This window comes from Pantoea agglomerans (assembly GCF_021397715.1).
In the GTDB taxonomy this organism is placed as follows: domain Bacteria; phylum Pseudomonadota; class Gammaproteobacteria; order Enterobacterales; family Enterobacteriaceae; genus Pantoea; species Pantoea astica.
In genome coordinates, this window is the sequence record NZ_CP090210.1 from 1 (window position 1) to 17,826 (window position 17,826).

At 54.3% G+C, this 17,826-nt stretch carries 16 protein-coding genes; 5 read left to right on the forward strand and 11 right to left on the reverse strand.

Annotation, left to right across the window (positions count from 1 at the left end; genetic code table 11):
- Positions 1 to 1,320 (forward strand): DUF1173 family protein (locus LZU96_RS23035; RefSeq protein WP_084886271.1); only part of this gene is annotated, 1,320 nt, incomplete at its 5' end.
- Positions 1,321 to 1,325: 5 nt separating this feature from the next.
- Here the strand turns inward: LZU96_RS23035 and LZU96_RS23040 are convergent.
- From LZU96_RS23040 to LZU96_RS23050, 3 genes are read right to left on the reverse strand one after another with little or no spacing between them, the layout of a single operon-like run.
- Positions 1,326 to 1,583 carry a DNA polymerase III subunit theta gene (locus tag LZU96_RS23040; protein ID WP_084886289.1) on the reverse strand — a complete coding sequence of 86 codons (258 nt, stop codon included), beginning with the start codon at positions 1,581 to 1,583 and terminating at the stop codon, positions 1,326 to 1,328.
- A 39-nt stretch (positions 1,584 to 1,622) separates the two neighbouring features.
- The gene (gene umuC / locus LZU96_RS23045; protein ID WP_084886274.1) at positions 1,623 to 2,882 is read right to left on the reverse strand and encodes a translesion error-prone DNA polymerase V subunit UmuC; all 1,260 of its coding nucleotides are present in this window, start codon (positions 2,880 to 2,882) and stop codon (positions 1,623 to 1,625) included.
- A gap of 59 nt (positions 2,883 to 2,941) precedes the next feature.
- Positions 2,942 to 3,319, reverse strand: coding sequence for a S24 family peptidase (locus LZU96_RS23050; RefSeq protein ID WP_084886276.1), 378 nt, complete (start codon positions 3,317 to 3,319; stop codon positions 2,942 to 2,944).
- A 416-nt stretch (positions 3,320 to 3,735) separates the two neighbouring features.
- Between LZU96_RS23050 and LZU96_RS23055 the strand changes: the two genes are divergently transcribed.
- Positions 3,736 to 4,635: a RepB family plasmid replication initiator protein gene (locus tag LZU96_RS23055; RefSeq protein ID WP_233988931.1), complete on the forward strand. Its 900-nt coding sequence runs from the start codon at positions 3,736 to 3,738 to the stop codon at positions 4,633 to 4,635.
- A 465-nt stretch (positions 4,636 to 5,100) separates the two neighbouring features.
- Positions 5,101 to 5,472, forward strand: coding sequence for a hypothetical protein (locus LZU96_RS23060; protein ID WP_084886279.1), 372 nt, complete (start codon positions 5,101 to 5,103; stop codon positions 5,470 to 5,472).
- A gap of 55 nt (positions 5,473 to 5,527) precedes the next feature.
- On the opposite strand, the gene LZU96_RS23065 is transcribed toward LZU96_RS23060, so the two are convergent.
- Positions 5,528 to 5,749, reverse strand: a complete 222-nt coding sequence (locus LZU96_RS23065) for a hypothetical protein (RefSeq protein ID WP_233988932.1) — start codon at positions 5,747 to 5,749, stop codon at positions 5,528 to 5,530.
- An 804-nt stretch (positions 5,750 to 6,553) separates the two neighbouring features.
- The gene (locus tag LZU96_RS23070; RefSeq protein WP_084886281.1) at positions 6,554 to 7,162 is read right to left on the reverse strand and encodes a DsrE family protein; all 609 of its coding nucleotides are present in this window, start codon (positions 7,160 to 7,162) and stop codon (positions 6,554 to 6,556) included.
- Between the two features lie 240 nt (positions 7,163 to 7,402).
- On the opposite strand from LZU96_RS23070, the gene LZU96_RS23075 reads away from it, so the two are divergent.
- Positions 7,403 to 8,100, forward strand: a protein-coding gene (locus LZU96_RS23075; RefSeq protein ID WP_233988933.1) for an IS1-like element IS1A family transposase whose coding sequence is annotated in 2 segments (ribosomal slippage) — positions 7,403 to 7,649 and positions 7,649 to 8,100 — 699 coding nt in all. Because the reading frame shifts where the segments join, the coding sequence is not laid out codon by codon here.
- 1,072 nt (positions 8,101 to 9,172) lie between these two features.
- Here the strand turns inward: LZU96_RS23075 and repA (LZU96_RS23080) are convergent.
- Together repA (LZU96_RS23080) and repA (LZU96_RS23085) are read right to left on the reverse strand one after the other, a co-directional pair.
- On the reverse strand, positions 9,173 to 10,105 hold the full coding sequence (repA, locus tag LZU96_RS23080; RefSeq protein WP_267965528.1) for a plasmid replication initiator RepA: 933 nt from the start codon (positions 10,103 to 10,105) through the stop codon (positions 9,173 to 9,175).
- Between the two features lie 292 nt (positions 10,106 to 10,397).
- Positions 10,398 to 10,646: a replication regulatory protein RepA gene (gene repA / locus LZU96_RS23085; RefSeq protein ID WP_233988935.1), complete on the reverse strand. Its 249-nt coding sequence runs from the start codon at positions 10,644 to 10,646 to the stop codon at positions 10,398 to 10,400.
- Between the two features lie 504 nt (positions 10,647 to 11,150).
- Between repA (LZU96_RS23085) and LZU96_RS23090 the strand changes: the two genes are divergently transcribed.
- On the forward strand, positions 11,151 to 11,426 hold the full coding sequence (locus LZU96_RS23090; protein WP_233988936.1) for a hypothetical protein: 276 nt from the start codon (positions 11,151 to 11,153) through the stop codon (positions 11,424 to 11,426).
- 150 nt (positions 11,427 to 11,576) lie between these two features.
- Here the strand turns inward: LZU96_RS23090 and LZU96_RS23095 are convergent, their stop codons facing one another.
- From LZU96_RS23095 to traI, 4 genes are all read right to left on the reverse strand, one after another.
- The gene (locus tag LZU96_RS23095; RefSeq protein ID WP_233988937.1) at positions 11,577 to 11,933 is read right to left on the reverse strand and encodes a DUF6404 family protein; all 357 of its coding nucleotides are present in this window, start codon (positions 11,931 to 11,933) and stop codon (positions 11,577 to 11,579) included.
- Positions 11,934 to 12,008: 75 nt separating this feature from the next.
- On the reverse strand, positions 12,009 to 12,161 hold the full coding sequence (locus LZU96_RS23100; protein ID WP_233988938.1) for a hypothetical protein: 153 nt from the start codon (positions 12,159 to 12,161) through the stop codon (positions 12,009 to 12,011).
- Between the two features lie 28 nt (positions 12,162 to 12,189).
- Positions 12,190 to 12,702, reverse strand: coding sequence for a hypothetical protein (locus tag LZU96_RS23105; RefSeq protein ID WP_233988939.1), 513 nt, complete (start codon positions 12,700 to 12,702; stop codon positions 12,190 to 12,192).
- 5 nt (positions 12,703 to 12,707) lie between these two features.
- Entirely contained in the window at positions 12,708 to 17,825 is a 5,118-nt protein-coding gene (gene traI, locus LZU96_RS23110) for a conjugative transfer relaxase/helicase TraI (RefSeq protein ID WP_233988940.1), read from the reverse strand.
- Position 17,826: the final 1 nt, after the last annotated feature.

Sequence of the window (17,826 nt, forward strand, 5' to 3'; positions counted from 1 at the left end):
ATGTCAGACATCAAAACATATCCTGTCTGCTTCACGGGACAGTTAAAAAGCGTTGAGTGTGATGCCTCATTTCAGAAGGATCAGGCAGAGACATTCAAACACTACATTCGGTTTGCACGACAGAACAAAGCAACGACGCTGATTACCTGCCAGTGCATGAAGGACGGCGAAGGCGAAAACCGCCGCCGCCTTAAAGCCTGCTATTCCTCCACGCATGATAATTACTGGCTGGCTCGCTGGTCCTACAGTGGTTCAGAACACGCACCGGACTGTCGTTTCTATTCTGTATGGGCAGATGAAAAGCAGGGTGAGATTTACACCTCAGACGTAGTAAAGGCCGTCTCTCCAGGTCATTTCCGTATCAAATTACCTACCGGGCTACAAAAAAAAGCGGCTACGGAGCGCGATGCGACGGCGCAGCCAACAGATACAAGAGCAGAAGGAAAACGCAAACGACAGCCAGCTATGCGTCTTCTTGGCCTGCTTCACTTCATGTGGGAACAGGCAGAAATTAATCACTGGCATCCTAATTTTGACAAGCGTACCCGCGATAATGCCTGGGCTGCATGGCGCCTGAAGCAGGTTGCAGAAAAAATCAGCATTGGGAAAACTCTTCTGAAATCTGTTCTGGTCATAATGGCGCGACCAGGTACGCAGGAGATCAGGAACAACTGGGCAACGATTGATGCGGCAGCTGCGTCAAACAAGCGTCTCGTAATGATTACCAGCCTGAAGTCATGCAAAACTGAGGAAGAGGGCTGCCTGAACGGCACGCTTCCGCTCGCTGAGGCGGCGGGCTTTCCGTCTCTTGATGTGCCGGCAGATTTGATCAGCCGGCTTAACCGGAGCTTTTCTCGCGAGCTGGGCGACTGGCGCCGCGGGCAAAAAGTTATGCTGATAGCTGAAACCGATCCGCCGGTAAAAAAATTCAGGCAGCGTGACGGCAAACCTGTTCCCTACAACACCTGTACCGTCATTGATGCGGCGCTGATGACAGTCAGCCCCAGATTTATTCCTCTCGATTCGTCATGGGAAGGTGTCATTGAGGAAAAACTCTGGCAGGAAAAACGTCATTTCATTAAGCCTTTGCGCTATGACGGTGAGGCAGACGTGTTTCCTGATTTCCTGCTGAAAGACGTGCCTGGCCGGGAGATCGTGCCGCTTGAGGTATTCGGCATGAACACACCAGATTACCTGGAACGTAAAGCTGTGAAGCTTGAGCATTATCGCGAAGAGTACGGGGAGGGTAACTGGTGGAGCTGGGATGCGCATAAAGCTGATGCCTTAAGTAACATTCCAGCGTTTCCGGTTAAAGGTTAAAAAGCCTATTTATCAGCTTCCGGCTTTGCATAAACAGGATCATTCCCGCGAGGGAACTGCAGTGCAGCATTCCTGTAAAAAGTCAGTCGTTCACGGAAGTATTCGCGCCACTGTTCTGGCTGCTGACGTTCAACTTCAGCAGCCAGCACCGGCATATTCATGCGCTCTTTATATGCAACGCCGGAAGCAGCCAGATCAATATTGACCCGTTCACGCTCCTCGGTCGATCGCCGGGCTATATTGTTCTCGCTGCGTTCAGTCATCATTTAGTTCCTTTTGCATTTTACCTGTGAGCACACACGTTACTTTACTCGCAAAGTTTCGCTCAGGCAGGTGGTGTAACGTGGAGAAAGCATTTCGCGTTTCATTTTCCATACGTTGTCTGTTCCCTGTCCTGCAAACCACACCTTACCCAGCCCCGAACGGTTTATCTGATCTACAGCAGACATCAGAGCATCCGCGTTTGCGCGCGGCAGCTGCTGACTAAACATATCCAGCTGTGCGACACCTGACTGGTAAAAATCTCCCAGGGTGACGCCCGCTTTTGCGTACCGGTAACCGTCGCGCCATATTGCGTCGAGAGCACGTAATGCCAGGCCGATAATATCCCGGGTGTCACTGGTTGGATATTCGCACGTCATAGCCGCTGAGTTGGCATACTGTGGTTCGTTTCCGTATCGCCCTGTATTGACTGACACACTGACGTGCTGACACTTTGAGCCCTGCTCTCTGAGCTTTTCACTGGCACGCGTGGCGTGCGTTACGACAGCCTGCTGCAGGTCTTCGATACTGGTTACACGCTGTCCGAAACTGCGGCTCACAACAATCTGCTGCTTTGGCGGAGGGGCATCTTCAAGAGCCAGACAGGATTCACCGTTAAGTTCGCGAACCGTACGCTCAACTATCACATCGAAGCTTTTCCGAATCATGCTGATGTTACTGTCAGCCAGCTGGAGCGCTGTACTAATCCCCATCGTATGCAGTCGCTTACTCAGCCTGCCACCAATTCCCCAGATGTCATCGACGCTTACCAGTGCGAGTAATTTTCTCTGGCGATCCGGGCTGGTTAAATCGACGATACCTCCTGTTCGCGTCCATTTTTTAGCAGCAAAATTTGCCAGCTTGGCCAGCGTCTTGGATGGACCAAATCCTACGCCAATCGTTAGCCCGATCTCTTTCTTTATCCGATCACGCATTTGCCGCCCGAATTCTTCCAGGGGCATGTACGCGGCGATACCGCTGACATCCAGAAATGACTCATCTATTGAGTAAATCTCTTGTCCAGGCGCCATTTCACCCAGGATGGCCATCATTCTGGCGGACATGTCGCCATATAAAGCGTAGTTAGAGCTGAAGATATGAACGCCATTCTCCCGAAAGTAGCGCTCATTTTTAAACAGCGGGGCACCCATTTTGATACCCATGCGCTTGGCTTCTGCAGAACGGGCAATCACGCAGCCATCATTATTTGACACTACGCATATGGGTTTACCGCGCAAATCGGGTCGAAACACCGTTTCGCAGGACGCGTAGAAATTATTGGCATCGGCCAGTGCGAACATTTTTTTAACTCCGGCTGTTCTCGCTCATTACAGCTTATACACCCCATAGCTTATCTGGTTCATTCACCTGGCGGATGATTGAACCCCAGTCCTGCTACATCGGTAAGTGCATAGGCTACAACGCCCCAGACAGGCAGTTCCTGACTTTCATCGAGCAGAGTAATAGTCTCATCGCCTTTTAGCTCTTGCAGCGCCGGTACGGGGTTTATAAGAAGCCTGCGAAGCACGAGCTCTCCTTCAATCTCAGCGACAATGATGTGTCGGTGTTGCGGGGTGAGCGCACGATCGATGGCCAGAACTGAGCCCTGCATTATTCCTGCTTCAGGATAGCTGCTGTCGCTACGCACAAGGAAAGTAGAATGAGGAGATAGCGTGACCAGATCGCCCAGACTGAGCCGCTGTTCTGCAAAGTTTTGTGCAGGGTTTTGAAATGCCATGCGCAGCTCCTAAATAATCGAGATATGAGTTAGTTGGTTTTACAGTAACTGCCATGTAAGCCTCAAATTTTTTGTGGCTTCATGGCAGTTGAACAAGCCGGAGGCGCGTTAGAGATTTTAGGTTTCATCTTCAGAAGCTTTTTAAGGTTTTATCCACATCTCCACAGGCTAGATCCAATTAATTATCCGTATAGATCCTTATAGGACCATAAAGATCCAGGCTCGGTTAAACCCTTATGTGGCAAGGCCTGAAGAGACGATCTGATGTTTATAAACTGGAAAAAAATGTTTGTAAACGGGATAAAAATGTTTACTTACGGGAAAAGTGTGTTTATAAACGGGAAGATAAATGTTTGTAAACTGGATGCACACCTCAGCTACTCAATCAGTTTTTCAGCCTGTGGGTAAATTCTAATATGGATAGTAAAAACAAAGTCTTACATCTTAATGACGTATTGAGCGTCAGCACTACTGGCAAAAAGTTAACCCCAACCAGTAACAGTACCGTCCAGCCAGTTGCACTGATGCGCCTCGGCCTCTTCGTTCCTACTCTCAAGCGGAAAGGTGCCAATGTTGAGAGTGTCACGATAGATGCATCTAAAGAGCTGGCTGAGCTCGAACTGGCGCAGGCTGAAGGCTATTCCGATATAAGGATTTCTGGTCCCCGCTTATCGATGGAGACAGATTTCAAAGTATGGGTTGCTATCATCGTTTCCTTTAGCCGGTATGGTGAAGCTACCAATTCAATCGAGCTGCCCTTTACACAATTCGCATCATTCGCTGGCTATCCTGATAAAGAAAAAACAACTGTTCTACGTACTCGTATCTCGGAATCGTTGACACGTTTACGAGGCACAACGATCAGTCTTTCTTCAAAAAACAAAAGTAAACATACAGTTACTGGTTTACTTCAACGTGGGCAGTACGATATTGAAGCAGATACAATCAAGCTTCAGGCAGATGAATCGCTTTGGGAGCTTTACCGTATCGATAATCAGGTTTTGCTTCAGATGATTGTTCTCAGACGTCTTGCAAACAAAGGTTCTGCCCAGGCGCTTTACACTTTTATTGAAAGCTTGCCACAGAAGCCGCTACCTCTTTCCTTCACACGCATTAAGAAACGTTTGTTGCTCACCTCTGCAGATGCGCAGCAAAATCGCACCATCAAGAAGGCTATCGAAGACTTGCAGTTAACAGGTTATCTTGATGGCTCAGTGATAAAAAAAGGCAAAGAGTGGTATCTGAACATACACAGCCGCAACTCACGCTGTAAAGGCATTGAAGATATTGACTTTTTAACCGATTTCACTCAGTAGAAGCGTCTGAGGATATGTTTATAAATCGGATAAGTTAGTACGTAATCGATGACCAATCGCAGTTTTATGTTTGTAAACAGGTAATCAGCACCTCAAACACTTTAGGCATTCTCAATCCAAGCGTGCTTTATGTTTATAAACTGGTGAGCACGGCCTCTTACTGGCTGACTTAGAAAAAAGTGTTTATAAACTGGATAAACTAAGGCACACGGTTCGTTCCATTTGAGGTATCAGAGATACTTTCCCTGTTTATAAACACTTAAATGGCTTGTCATCCTTAGACTGAGATCGTGAGCTCCGATACTCATGGGGTTATCCAGTTTGCATACATCGCGCCTAACAAGCATTCCTGTTTATAAACATTCTGAGCTGCAATGATTCTCCAGTTTATAAACATCGGCATAAGAAGAGCTGCTGTAGCTCGTTTTGATGTGTTACCCGAGGAATACTTTGACAAGTAACTTAATGAAAACAGCCCATATCTACGTAACAGGCAGTGGAAACTCAGATACACGGCTCGGTTTTGCACGCGTCCTGATTGAGCAGGGTTCCCGAAAAACGCCGGTTATCTTTAACTATGAAAACACTACTTATAAGCGCAGCCAGATTCAGGGCATGATTGATGCTGTACTGCATCTCGATAGCCCTCACCATGTGGTATTCATTACCGCCTCACCGCTGGCACTGGAAAAGGCTGAAACTGGTGAGGGGCCTAATCGGGATCTTATCTACGAGCTGTATCGCGTTCTGTCTGCAAAGGACTGTACGTATGCTTTCGATTTCCGTGTAGGGAAGGGTAAAGAGATAAACAAACTGCTGTCAGCGCACAACGTTTGATTTTGACGTTTCTGGAGTCTTCAAGCTGTAAGCCCCGGAAGTGCTTCTTGCCGTATTAAACTGGCGGTTCCATCAGCTGCTCGATTGCAAAGATGAGCGCCGGTTCTGCTTCCCCGGTTCTATAAATCTGTTGTTTAAGCAAAAGCACGAGTTCACGTTTGATCTTCTCTCGGCTGATTTCCTTGCCATCCGCCGCTCTGCTCAAACAAATCATGCCGGTGAGCCTGCATGCTTTCCAGTAAGTCGATTCGATTTCGTCATCTTCAGCTTTCTGCATCAGGAAATCTCCCGCCCGTGTACCTGAAACGGCATCTTTGAGGCGAAAAAAAACCCGGTCTGGTGAACCGAGTTAATTTTCTGTACCGGGTGCGGCTGGTGACCACTGCCGGTACGGTGCTGCTTGTACCTGCTAACTGTGCTCAATATTAACGCTGATTGACGATTCGGTCAACGTTGCGGCCCGTACCGCACAGCCTTATACTCGTCGTAGTTGGCAGCGCTACGCTGTTGCAGCCTCTCAAAAGTGGGTTAAAGCTCAGTCGCGCAGAGATTTACCCCGGCCGGAAACAGGTGGTGCTGTCCGGTCTGCTTCCACCTAAAGAGTGCTGCTTGTACCTGCTAACTACCGGTGCGCGACGTAGGGGGGTAACCCAAAAGCACCTGCGCCGTGTGGCGCTCTCCTTAACAGGAGGCTGCCGAAGTGATAAGTCTGGCTACTATCCTAGTAGCGCTGAAGATAATTCACGTTACATTGCAGATTATCGTTGCCGTCAAGCAACTGACCGGACGCCCGTAAGGGCTGAAGGAACTTGAACAAAGGCAGGGGTTAACCACCCTGCCTTTTTTCGTTTCTGCGCGGTGGTTCGGCAATATCGGCTATAGATCGAACTTTACCTGTTGCAGCAAATAACCACTCCTGGCGTCCGCTTCTGGAACTAAGCAGGTCCAAAACCGTGAACTGTCCGCTATGAGCGAAAAGCGGACGTAATGTCATCGTTCGGTATCAAGCGTTACGGGTGAGCGGATTCATTTCAGCAAGCAACCCGCTTTCAACGCTCTCCAGCCCACCATGAAGCTCGCTTTACATTTCCAGGTAGGCATAACCGCTGTTTTGTAGAGTTGTTACTGTGGTCAGTGCGGAAGGCGTATGTATAACCGAACCAGCGATCCAGTCCTTTCTATAATGATGCCAGGCGATAGCCTGATCGCATATACTCACCTTAACGCCCTGGCTTTGAAGGGCCGAAATGAGCTTGAGGTTTGGATTGTCAGTGCCAAATATTTTTTGATAATAAACATTATCAAGCATCGCCGGCGTTGCTCCGCCGTTCACCGCAACGACAAAATTGAGTTTGTTTACTGGAACCCCAGCTGCCACATAGAGGTTAACCACCTGCGCAACTTTTTCCAGTGCCGGATTCGGCAATGAGGCGTTAGCTCCGGCCTTGCCCACTTTGAAAACAATTTTATTATTCAGGTCTGGAGTAGGCTGAAAGGCAGCACTGCGGTCATAGTGAATTTCGCCATAGCCTTTCACCGCTGGCGTCTCCCAAAAGCCAGCAGGTTGCTCTTTTGAAACGCTGACAGAAGAATCAGGCAGGGTATTGAATAGAAAATGATTATTAGTAAGCGCAGCTCCCGTAAGCCCGCTCGTGATTGCAATGAGCGCTCCAGTTATAACAGCACGCATGTTTCCCCCTGGCGGCTTGAGCCCAAGCGCCGTGTTTATATTAGTTGAGAAGTCAATTAACAAAAATGTTATGACATTAGCTAGCGAGCCGTAAATTGGCTTTATTCTTTAATACCGCTCTGTTTTATGTTTTGAGATTATTCTTAAGCAGAAGAACAAAAACGGACTTACCGTTAATCAGTCTGGGTGATGCTGCCAACTTACTGATTTAGTGTATGATGGTGTTTTTGAGGTGCTCCAGTGGCTTCTGTTTCTATCAGCTGTCCCTCCTGTTCAGCTACTGACGGGGTGGTGCGTAACGGTAAAAGTACTGCCGGACATCAGCGCTATCTCTGCTCTCACTGCCGTAAAACATGGCAGTTACAGTTCACATACACCGCCTCTCAACCCGGTACGCACCAGAAAATCATTGATATGGCCATGAATGGCGCTGGATGCCGGGCAACCGCCCGCATTATGGGCGTTGGCCTCAACACGATTTTACGTTACTTAAAAAACTCAGGCCGCAGTCGGTAACCTCGCGCATACAGCCGGGCAGTGACGTCATCGTCTGCGCGGAAATGGACGAACAGTGGGGCTACGTCGGGGCTAAATCGCGCCAGCGCTGGCTGTTTTACGCGTATGACAGGCTCCGGAAGACGGTTGTTGCGCACGTATTCGGTGAACGCACTATGGCGACGCTGGGGCGTCTTATGAGCCTGCTGTCACCCTTTGACGTGGTGATATGGATGACGGATGGCTGGCCGCTGTATGAATCCCGCCTGAAGGGAAAGCTGCACGTAATCAGCAAGCGATATACGCAGCGAATTGAGCGGCATAACCTGAATCTGAGGCAGCACCTGGCACGGCTGGGACGGAAGTCGCTGTCGTTCTCAAAATCGGTGGAGCTGCATGACAAAGTCATCGGGCATTATCTGAACATAAAACACTATCAATAAGTTGGAGTCATTACCGGCCCACCAATTAGCTCATTAAAATTTTCATTTTTTGGTTCCATCAACATGAATTGCTTAGCCATGTAATTATAATCCTTTTATTAATTAATATTAATATCTTAATGATTTCAGATTTTTTCTTGCATAATGTGATAATAATTTTGCTTGTCTCTGAAGTGATTAGGATAACCTATCATATTTTGCTGTGTTACTTGACTACAAAGACCATGCGTAATGTCCGCTTCTGGCACAAAGCGGATGTCAATTTGCAGCTATCGGGCTGGTGAGCAGTGCGCAGCCAGCTCTCTGTATGCCGCGCAGCGGCATGAAGGCGCCAGCTGGGACCACATATCATTCTGCAGCTGAACGGCGCCGGTAGCGCGGCGCAGCCGCTTCCTGACGCATATATTGCGCAAATCCAACCACGCCCTGCCAGACGCCGTTGAAGCAGCGGCCTTTCAGGCGCATAGAAGCCAGACGGTCGCAGACGAAAGAAAGAATCCGCAGCACTACTCACATCTACTCGAAAGCTATAGTTACAACACCCATTCATCAGCCACTGCAGTTCCGGCCCTTCGGGCCGGGCGGCCGGGGCTGGTCAGTGGGGGCAACCGGGCTTCAGGTCCGGCTCCGGGGGTTTGCCGGAGAGGGGCGTGGGGTTTCAGATTCTGCTCGGGTGGGGTTAAAAGGAAGCATTTATGAATGATGTAACTAATGGGCATTGCCCGCCGCCTGCCGGCGGGAGCTACTTCAGATTCTGAGCGGCGCGGACGCCTGCGGCCGCTGCAAGCGAAGGCATTAAATTTATCCTCGCCAGATGTCTGCATGAAAACCTTATTATTATTTTGATTATTCTTTCTGACGTAAGTCAGGACTGTATTGCGCGTAGCGCTGACTGTAATTGCAGGTAATTTTCTGATGTTGATTGCGGGTAACTGTGGGTAAAAAAGGCCGCAGTGATTTTGCGGCCACAGTTCACTGGCTATCGTAAGAAATACCGGCACAACAGAGGGCGTTCAGCGCCCGGCACAAACGACTTTACCGCCAGTCAAGGCGGTTAAAATCAGCAGGTATGTCAGTGGACTATATCGGGTACTTCAGGGAGCACGGGCTCATAGTCGAGCCCCAGTTCCAGCTGGCGCAGACATTTCCAGACCAGGCGATCGAAGTCTTCCGGGGGAAGCATTTTCCACTCGTGAGCCGGACGCGCGCGCAGCAGCTTGGCCATTGCGTTACGTCTGTCATCGAGTGGCAGTTTACTGAGCCGCTTACGCCGCTTTTGCCTTGAAGCTTTATCACGACGACTAATCAGCGTGGCCATGCGCATATTTTCATACCAGCGCCGGCGCGCGGCGCGAACTGAGGCATGAGTGCCTGGCTCGATGATGCCGTCGGCCTGTGCGGCAAGGCGCTCGTTGCGCTCCGCCAGAAATTTGTCCATGTCGATGCCGCACAGCTGCCAGAACTGATCGGTCAGCACGATATGGCGCGGCATGCAGTAGCCCGTTACGGGGTCCATTTCCAGATCGGGTCGTTCAATCAGGCCGTAGCGCTCCCACTCTTCAAACAGGCGAGACAATCGGCTGGGCTCTACGCGCGTTTCCGGTATTACGTTGCCGTTTTCATCTTTCGGGCTGAGCTCGTCAGCCAGCTTGCTGCCGTTGAAGGTTACAACCGACGTGGCGAGATCCGCACGCTGTACGCACAGTGGCCACATCGCGTCATACAACGCCTGTTTTTCAGGCCGGAAATCGCGCTTACGGCCAGCGACGTCGCGCAGCTGAACAAAGTAGGGATGGCGCGACATACGCTGCCGCAGGGTCATTTTGCCTGTGCGCTTGTCTTTAATGACGAGGCGGCTCATGGCATGGCCCATCTGACCTGGCAGCCGGCGATAGCCCTTCGGCGCGAACCACTCAGGATTAGAGCATTTGCAGGCAGTTGAGTGATCGCCACGGTGGCGATTGTCAGGCCGTATCGCCTGTGGAAATGAAGTGAGCTTAACCACCCCGCCCTGCGCTTAAATTGCACGGCAGGAGTACGCTCAGAACGAATTGTCTTTTTCCGCGCATAAATCTATACTCCCCGCATAGGGCAATAGTCCTGTGCGGTAGTGTAGTGGGGCCCCGGTAATCTTGTCCTGTCGCCAAACTAGAAAGATTATTGGGGCTTTTCTTTTCTGATTTGGTACTACCGCCTCAGATCCTTGCCACCTTGTGGCGTGGCCAGCCATAAATTCTCAACTATCCGTAATCTATCACCTGATGAAGCATTCAGCAATAAAGTGAACCCTTCACGGCCTATTTTACACGTCCGATTTCGTTCTCGATAAGACGTTCAAGAACTTCAGCCTGCGTCAGGCCATTTGCCTCGCAGAGCTTTATCAGCGCCTGTTTAACCTCAGTTCTGATAAAGACTTTTATCTCTTTATGCGTTTCACGCTTCCGAGCCTGGTAAGCTTTTGCACGCTCATTATCAGGCGTAGGTTTAGTCCGGCTGCGCGTGCGTTTCTTTTCGGGAGCTGATGTTACTGAATCACGGGGGCTCATGCTCGTACCCTGCTGCAAAATAAGACTTTCCGCAGCATAGCATAAGCCAAATCAGTAATATGCCTTAATTGTGATACCTCTCAGCCACTGGCGAACAGGCTGATGCGGCGTTATGGAAGGTTGAGCGGGTGTATTAGCAAGGCAATCTACTCAAGTTTAGTACCCAAGCGCGGCTGTCTGTGCCACAGGCGGCTACCACCAAGCTCCATCATATCTATAATGTTCAATGCATTTTCTCTATTTGATTCAATACACTAGTACACTGAAGCAATAGCGAAGCAGTTACTGCATCTATCTATCTGAATTTAATGTATTTCTTTATATAAATCCTTATGATTGATAAAGCTGGTTTGCAGAACCATTTTTATAAAGCTGTAAGCTGTCTAAAACATGCATCCTCTTTTTCAGTCAAAACCCACTATCGGCTATCTCTTAATTTTGTCATCATTAAAATGAACACAGGAGTGTCTCGTGATACGCACTAGCAAATTTAGAGAAAATAAAATGAAAAAGTTAATCTTTATTTCTATAGTTTTAGCATCAACATCGGTTTCTGCAGAAATGGTTGTCAACTCAGATGGGTCATATACTAATTACGTTGGAAATACAGCAATTCATTCTGATGGTTCAACAACAACACATGTAGGAAATGAATACATACATTCTGACGGTTCTCATACGACTCAGGTTGGTAACACTTATATTCATAGCGACCCCAGCCAATCCTCTTCAACTCAAATTAAAACCAAACAGTCCACCTCCAATTGGTGGGATGAATAAATTATAATTTTATTCGGTCGCTCAACGGCAAGTCATGTGTTCTCACTGATTTCTCTAGAGTCCCTTGCGTTCACGATTTTCAATCCTGGACGCGAGGGACCGGCCAACCGCAGGGCGGCAGGCCGTTAGGTACATGTTAGTCAGGCACCATTACAGCTGTTCCCATTCAGGGAGACGCGCCGCTTTACGGCGTCTACGGAAGACAAAGGCCATACAGACGCCATAAAAGAGACCGGCAAGCAGGGAGGTTATCAGGCCTGTTAACAGGCTCATTCCCCTTGGTTGCCAACTGAAAAACCACATAATACATCCGTAAGAAATGGCAAAATAGGCGCCAAGAAAACACAGGTTGCTGCCAAAACTGGCAAATATCGCGGGGGGAATCTTAATTCCCATCGACCACAGCAGTCGGTAGGTAAAAGGGATACGCGTGGTTTTCTTCAGCTTCTTTTCACACATCAGCGCAAAGGCTTTTTCTGTTTTTCGCTTAAACTCTTCATCTTTCACTCAGTAAACCTCCTTTTAAACCATCAGTTTGACGCTCTGACCTTACAGAATCACACCAGAACGGCAACCCTGTATTCAGTCCGGTTTTCCGGTCACCAGCACATTCAGCACGCTCATATCTGACCAGGTCTGCCGCACCAGCTGCACTCCAGTAAAAAACACGGCCACGTTCAGCAGCAGCAAGCTCAGGCTCACGTCATGCAGCGCCATGCCCGCGAGCGGCGGCATTATCCGCGCGCTGACAGGCCGTTTCTTTTCAGTCAGGCTTACCCGTGACCAGCACGTTCAGCAGACCTAAATCCGAGTACGCGTAGCGCAGCAGCTGCAGCCCGGCAAAAAATACCGCCGTGTTCAGGAAGGGCAGCAGCCACAGACTCATATTGTGCATGGCCATACCGGCCAGCGGCGGCATAATAAGCGCGCTTACGCCCGTGGCCACAAACACGGACGTAAGGTTGCGCCCACGCCCAAAGCGTCCCTTTTCACGCGTGACCAGCTGCGGATGCAGCAGCAGGGTCACCGGCATCATGCCCGGTCGGGTCTTCATCTCCCGGATGCGCGCCGTTTCGGCTTCCGTCAGGCTATGCGCTGCAGAGAAATTCTCAATGAAGCCGTCCACCACGTTCTGCACGGTTTCACTGCAGCGGGGCTCACCGCCGCCCTTACTCCAGCGGCGAAGCAGCGCGCCTTCAGCCCGGAACTCGGGCAGCCAGGCCATCAGCATCATCAGGCAAACGGCCACGGTGGCCGCAATCAGCATTAATGTCATAGGGTCTACTCCAGGGTCTTTTGAGGTTTATGGCCAAAGTCAGGTTGGGGTTCGCTGCGCTCGTGGCGCATCACGTTTACTTCGTCGTTCATCATGGCGCGGTCGTCCCGCTCCGGGGTCAGGTCGTAGTCGCGATAATCAAATGCCTCCTCCTGCAGCTCTTCCAGTGCGGCGGCCAGGGCGGCCTCGCGTTCGCTCTCCCGTTCGTCCGGTGCGCTCCGCGCCTCTTCAGGTGCAACAGGCTCCGGCTCTTTCTCCTCCTGCCCCTGCGCGGCCTTAACGGCTTTCTCCAGCGCCTCGGCTTCGCGGCGGTCCAGCTCCTCCCCACCCGACGTCGCTGCTGCCGACGCGCCTCTGGCATCCGGACGTTCACTGTGGTCAGCAGAGAGCACAACAGGGCTTTCCGGGTTGTCCTTCATCAGCTGTAGCGCCTCCGCGACATCCGCGGCTTCCAGCACCTTTCCGTGCTTTTCCCCTCGCTGCAGCACGATACGGCTGCCGTCCGCTGCCCCTTCATAGTGGGCGGCTGAAAAGTCTACCTCTCCGCTGGAGGGCGACACCGGAACGTGCCAGTTCCCGCGCTGCCGGCCGTGCTCGTTGATAACCGGCCACAGCATTTCCGGCGTTTTCCCGGCCATAAAGCGTGCGTCCGCCGTCAGGTCCTGATCCACCCGGTCCGCCAGGCGCGTGCCTGATACCGGCAGGCTTTTGTCCCACGCCTGTATCTCCCGGTCAGCCCGCACGTCTTCCGCCCGCATCAGCACGTCGTGCACCGTCTGGCGCCGCCCGCTTTTACTCTCCACCTTCGCCGCCCAGCCGGACAGGTTGTCGAAGTAGGTCTGAACGTGCTCCTTTGACCTTGAAAGCTCGACGTAGGTACTGTCCATCGCCGCCATCCGCCCCCGGGCCCCCTCTTCGCCAAAGAGGCCGATAAGGTACTTCACGGACGCGCCCTGCGAGCTGTAGGTAGTGACGGCGTAGCCGTAGTCCATGTGGCGGTCGGCGTAGCGCGCGGCAGGATCGAAAGACAGCTGCCGGTCGCCGGTATCGACCAGAATTTTTCCCTCCTCCGTAATGCCTGACACCACGGCCATGTCGCTTGCGCGCACCTTGCGGTCGCGGTCTGTTGCCGTCAGGCGGATTTTTTCGCCGGCGCTGATTTCCCGCTCCACCTCCTTAAACACCGCCACGTCCTCCTTGCGCATCTCGGCAGGTCTGATCCAGCGGTCCGGCGCGCCATCAAGCCCGGCTATGCGCACCACGCCGCTCTCCGTGTCGGTTTCACCCACCCGAAAATACTGCTCGCCCCGGCGCACCACCTTGCCCTCCTGCGCCTCCCAGAACTTTTGCCGGCCTAGATCGGCATTGCTGTTGTTGATGCGTACCAGCAGTGGCACCGTGACGCTGTCACCCAGCGCGCCCTGCTCCTGCAGCCGGTTGTGCACGGCGCTGTTGATGGCCTCGCGGTCGGCGTTGAGCTCCGCCACGATAAGCGTGTTATCGCGCGCCTCCGGCGTCCGGCCGGCGTAGTCGTCTGCAATCATTCCAGTCAGGTCGGGTTTTTCGGCCTCCTCACCTGCGGGCCCTGCCGCCTGCGCCAGCTTGCTGCCATCCATTGCGCTGCTCTCCGGAACGTATGCGTCCGGCTGGCGCGGCACGCTCTGCGGGCTGGTGTCCGCTGTGATGCGCACCGCCTCGCGCACGTTGCCGGCGATAACCGCCTCCACGGCGGGCCTGAGCGCAGGGATCTGACGCACGATTTCCTTCATCACCGCGACGTCGGCGGCGCTGCGCTCCAGGGCCAGCGCAAACGGGGCGCCGGACTCCAGCGACTTCAGCTGGTCCTGGTCCCCGCTCAGCACGGCGCGTCCCCCGCCTTCGGCGATGACGTTCATCAGGGAGGCCATCTGGGCGTTGCCGTTCATGGAGGACTCATCGATAACGAACACGGTGTTGCGGAAGTCGCGCGCCTGTCCGGCGGCCTGCCACTGGCTGCTTTCGCTCAGAAAGCTGGCGATGGTCTGCGCCGGGATACCCGCGTCGGACAGCTCGCTGACTGCGCGGTGCGTGGGTGCCAGCCCGCGAATGTCCGGGGCGTTGTCTGCGGCGGCGAGTGCGGCTGCCACGGTGCGGAACTGCGTGGTTTTCCCCACCCCCGCATACCCCTGAATGGCGGTAAAGCGATCGCGGGTGGTCAGAATGAGGTTACCCGCCTCGCGCTGGCCGTCCGTGAGCCCGGCGGCTTTCTCCTCACTCAGGCCGCCGCCCAGCAGGGGTTTTACGCTGTTTTTGCCTTCGGCAACGTGGCGCAGGATGGACACCTCATTCTCAAAGTTCTCGCGGGAGATGTACTTCCCGGCCGCGCCCTGCTCCGCGCTGAGCGAAAAAATCTCCCCACGTTGCACCAGGCGTGACAGCTCCTCCTGCGCGCGCGCGGGCGTGATGCTGCGGTCGGCGTTAATCACCCCGGCCAGCGCCCGGACGCCCGTGAACGTCACCTCGGTGCCGGTGGCTTTCTCGATGGCCAGCCGCATCGCGCGCTCCGGCTGCGACATCTTCCGGGACTCCAGCTCGCGCAGGGCGTCCGTCAGCTCGCTTTCCCCGGCGAGCGACTTGATGCCCTGCGTCACGCTGACCACCGGGCGGTTTTCCTCCAGGCGGCGGCCGATGGTGGCCTCGTCCAGCGGGGTGAATGCAATCACGTCCGAGCCGCTGCGGCGCAGCATGTTGACGGTCGCGTCGTTCACCTCCTTGCCCGCCAGCACCGCCACAACGCGCCCCTCCGTGCGGCGCGTGGCGCCAAAAGACTCGGCGTAGGCGTAGTCGGCGTAGAGCGGCGCGTTGCGGTCGAGCCTGACGCGATCGCCCTTTGCGTTCTCCATCGTGATGGTGTCCTTAAAGAGCCAGCGCCCCTCCTTCACGCCGGTGACTGTCAGCCGCTCCCCGCTGCCGGCGCGGCTGCCGAGATCCGCCGTGGCGCGCAGCTGCTCGCCCTCGCGCAGCTCCAGCTTTTTCTCCCGGTAAAGCCGGTAGTGGCTGTCGATGCTGCTGATGCTCACGCCCTGCGTCTGCCCCTTTTCGTCTTTCAGGGTCAGCAGGTTATGCCGCTCGCTGACGCCGGCGATGGTGAACACCGACTTCTCCCCCTGCCCCTCGTGATGTTCCAGCACCATGCCCGCACGATAGACGCTGCGGTCGTTGCGGTTGCTGGCGTCCAGCCACACCGGCACCCGCACCGTGGCCTCGCCCAGCACCCGGCCGAGCTGCCCCTCGTCAGCGAGGATTTCCCGGGTCCGGGTCGTGAGCTGGTCGCGCGTGCGCGCGTTGCCCGCCTGAAGCGACACCGGCCGGCCCTGCACCTTTTCCTGCGCGTAGTAGCGTGCCGCCACGCTGAGCCGGTCTTCCACCGTGTCCTTCTGCACCATCGTCACGCGCACGTTCTCGGTCTTCGGCGTGGCGGTGAACTGTTTTACGCCCGCCGCGCTCAGCACTTCCGACGCGAAGCCTGCCGTGCGCCGCGCATGGGTATCAGTCACCAGCGCGGCGCCGTCGTGCTGCGCCGCCGTCTTCAGCACGTCGTGCAGACCGGAGGTGTTAAAGCGCTCGGACTCGGCAACCAGCACCAGTGGGCGCGCCGGCAATTCGGCCGCCGTCATCTCTTCGGCCGTCATGAGCGTTACCCCGGTCCTGTCCCCAAAGGTAGCCAGCTGGCGCTTGCGTGCGGCGCCGTCGGCCGCCACCACGACAAGCGGCCGCCCGCTCTCGCTGGCCATCGCCATAATGCTGCGGTTCAGGTCGCTGATGAACTGCGTCCCTCCGCGCACGTCAATCAGCGACACCGCGCGATCGGCGTCGGCCACCTGCGCCAGCACGCCCCGTTCATTCGCTGGCGCCGTTAGTCCGCCGCGCTTCTCCGCGAGCCCGGCAGCCAGCTGTGCCAGCCGCGCCTCGTCCCGGACGTGGGCGGCGGTGGTGAACAGCGTCTGGTTTTTGTCCACGGCGATCAGCTGGCCGCGCCCGATGGCGCTGTCAATGGCGCTCCGCGCCTGACCGTAAACCCCTTCACTGACAGGCACGTGATTGAGCACGCTGGTCATCACGTCGTCGTAGGTCACGCGCACGCTTTTTGACGACAGCCGCGCAATGGCTTCCCGCACCGCGCCCTCCAGCAGGGACGGCGTGGCCACCTTTTTCTCTTCGCCGGCGCTGTCTATTTCACGCTGCTGGAGGCGCTCTGCCAGCTCTTCCCTGAACGTCTGCACGTCAAAGCCGGTATCTTTCAGGACCGCCTGCCAGTGCTCGCGCAGGGTCTCCGGGTCTTCAAAGTGCTTGGCCTGGCGTGAATCGAGCGCGGCCATGCTTTTCTGCTTTGCCGTGGCGTTGTCGCCGACCAGATCGAGGATGTCCTGCCGACGCGAGGAAAACGGCTTAACTGGCACGCCGGTGATGTCCCACTCCCCGCGCGGCCCGGTGTCTTCGGTCTGGTAGCCTGCGGGCTCGATGATGGAACGAAAATGACCGCGATAGAGCGCCCCGATGCTGACCTGCTCGTTCCAGACCACGTCGGTAAAGCCCTGCTTCCCGTTGATGTCGGTGGAAAGGGTTTTCCAGCCGTTTTGCGAAAGCGTGGCGTTGGCCACAACCGCGTGGGTGTGCATCGCCGGGTCCAGGTTGCGGCTGGTATCGTGCATGAAGGTCGCGATCACCAGGTTGCCGGTTTTCTCCATCTCCGTGATGCCGTCGGTCATGGTGCGCGTGGTGGCGAGCTTCTCCACCTCATCCAGCGTGCGGCGCACCGCCTCCTTGTGCGCGTCCACCAGGAATGTATCCCCGGTTACAAGGGCGAGCACCGAGGCACTCTTGGGCGCGGAGAAAGTCAGGTCATAGCCCGGACGGTGTTTGTTGACCCCGCCCTCCATACGCCGCATGTCGGTGCCGTCCGGCAGCTGGCCTTCCAGCACCGCGACAAAGGTATCGCGGTTAACCGGTCCCTCAAGGCCCAGATTTTCCGCGCCCGTGCCGTACCATTCCGTGGACTGTTCCCCGAGAAAGTAATAGTTGTCTTCGTTGGTGTAGTAGGCGCCGGCCTTACCGGCGCTTTTGACTGCAGAGACTGACAGCATA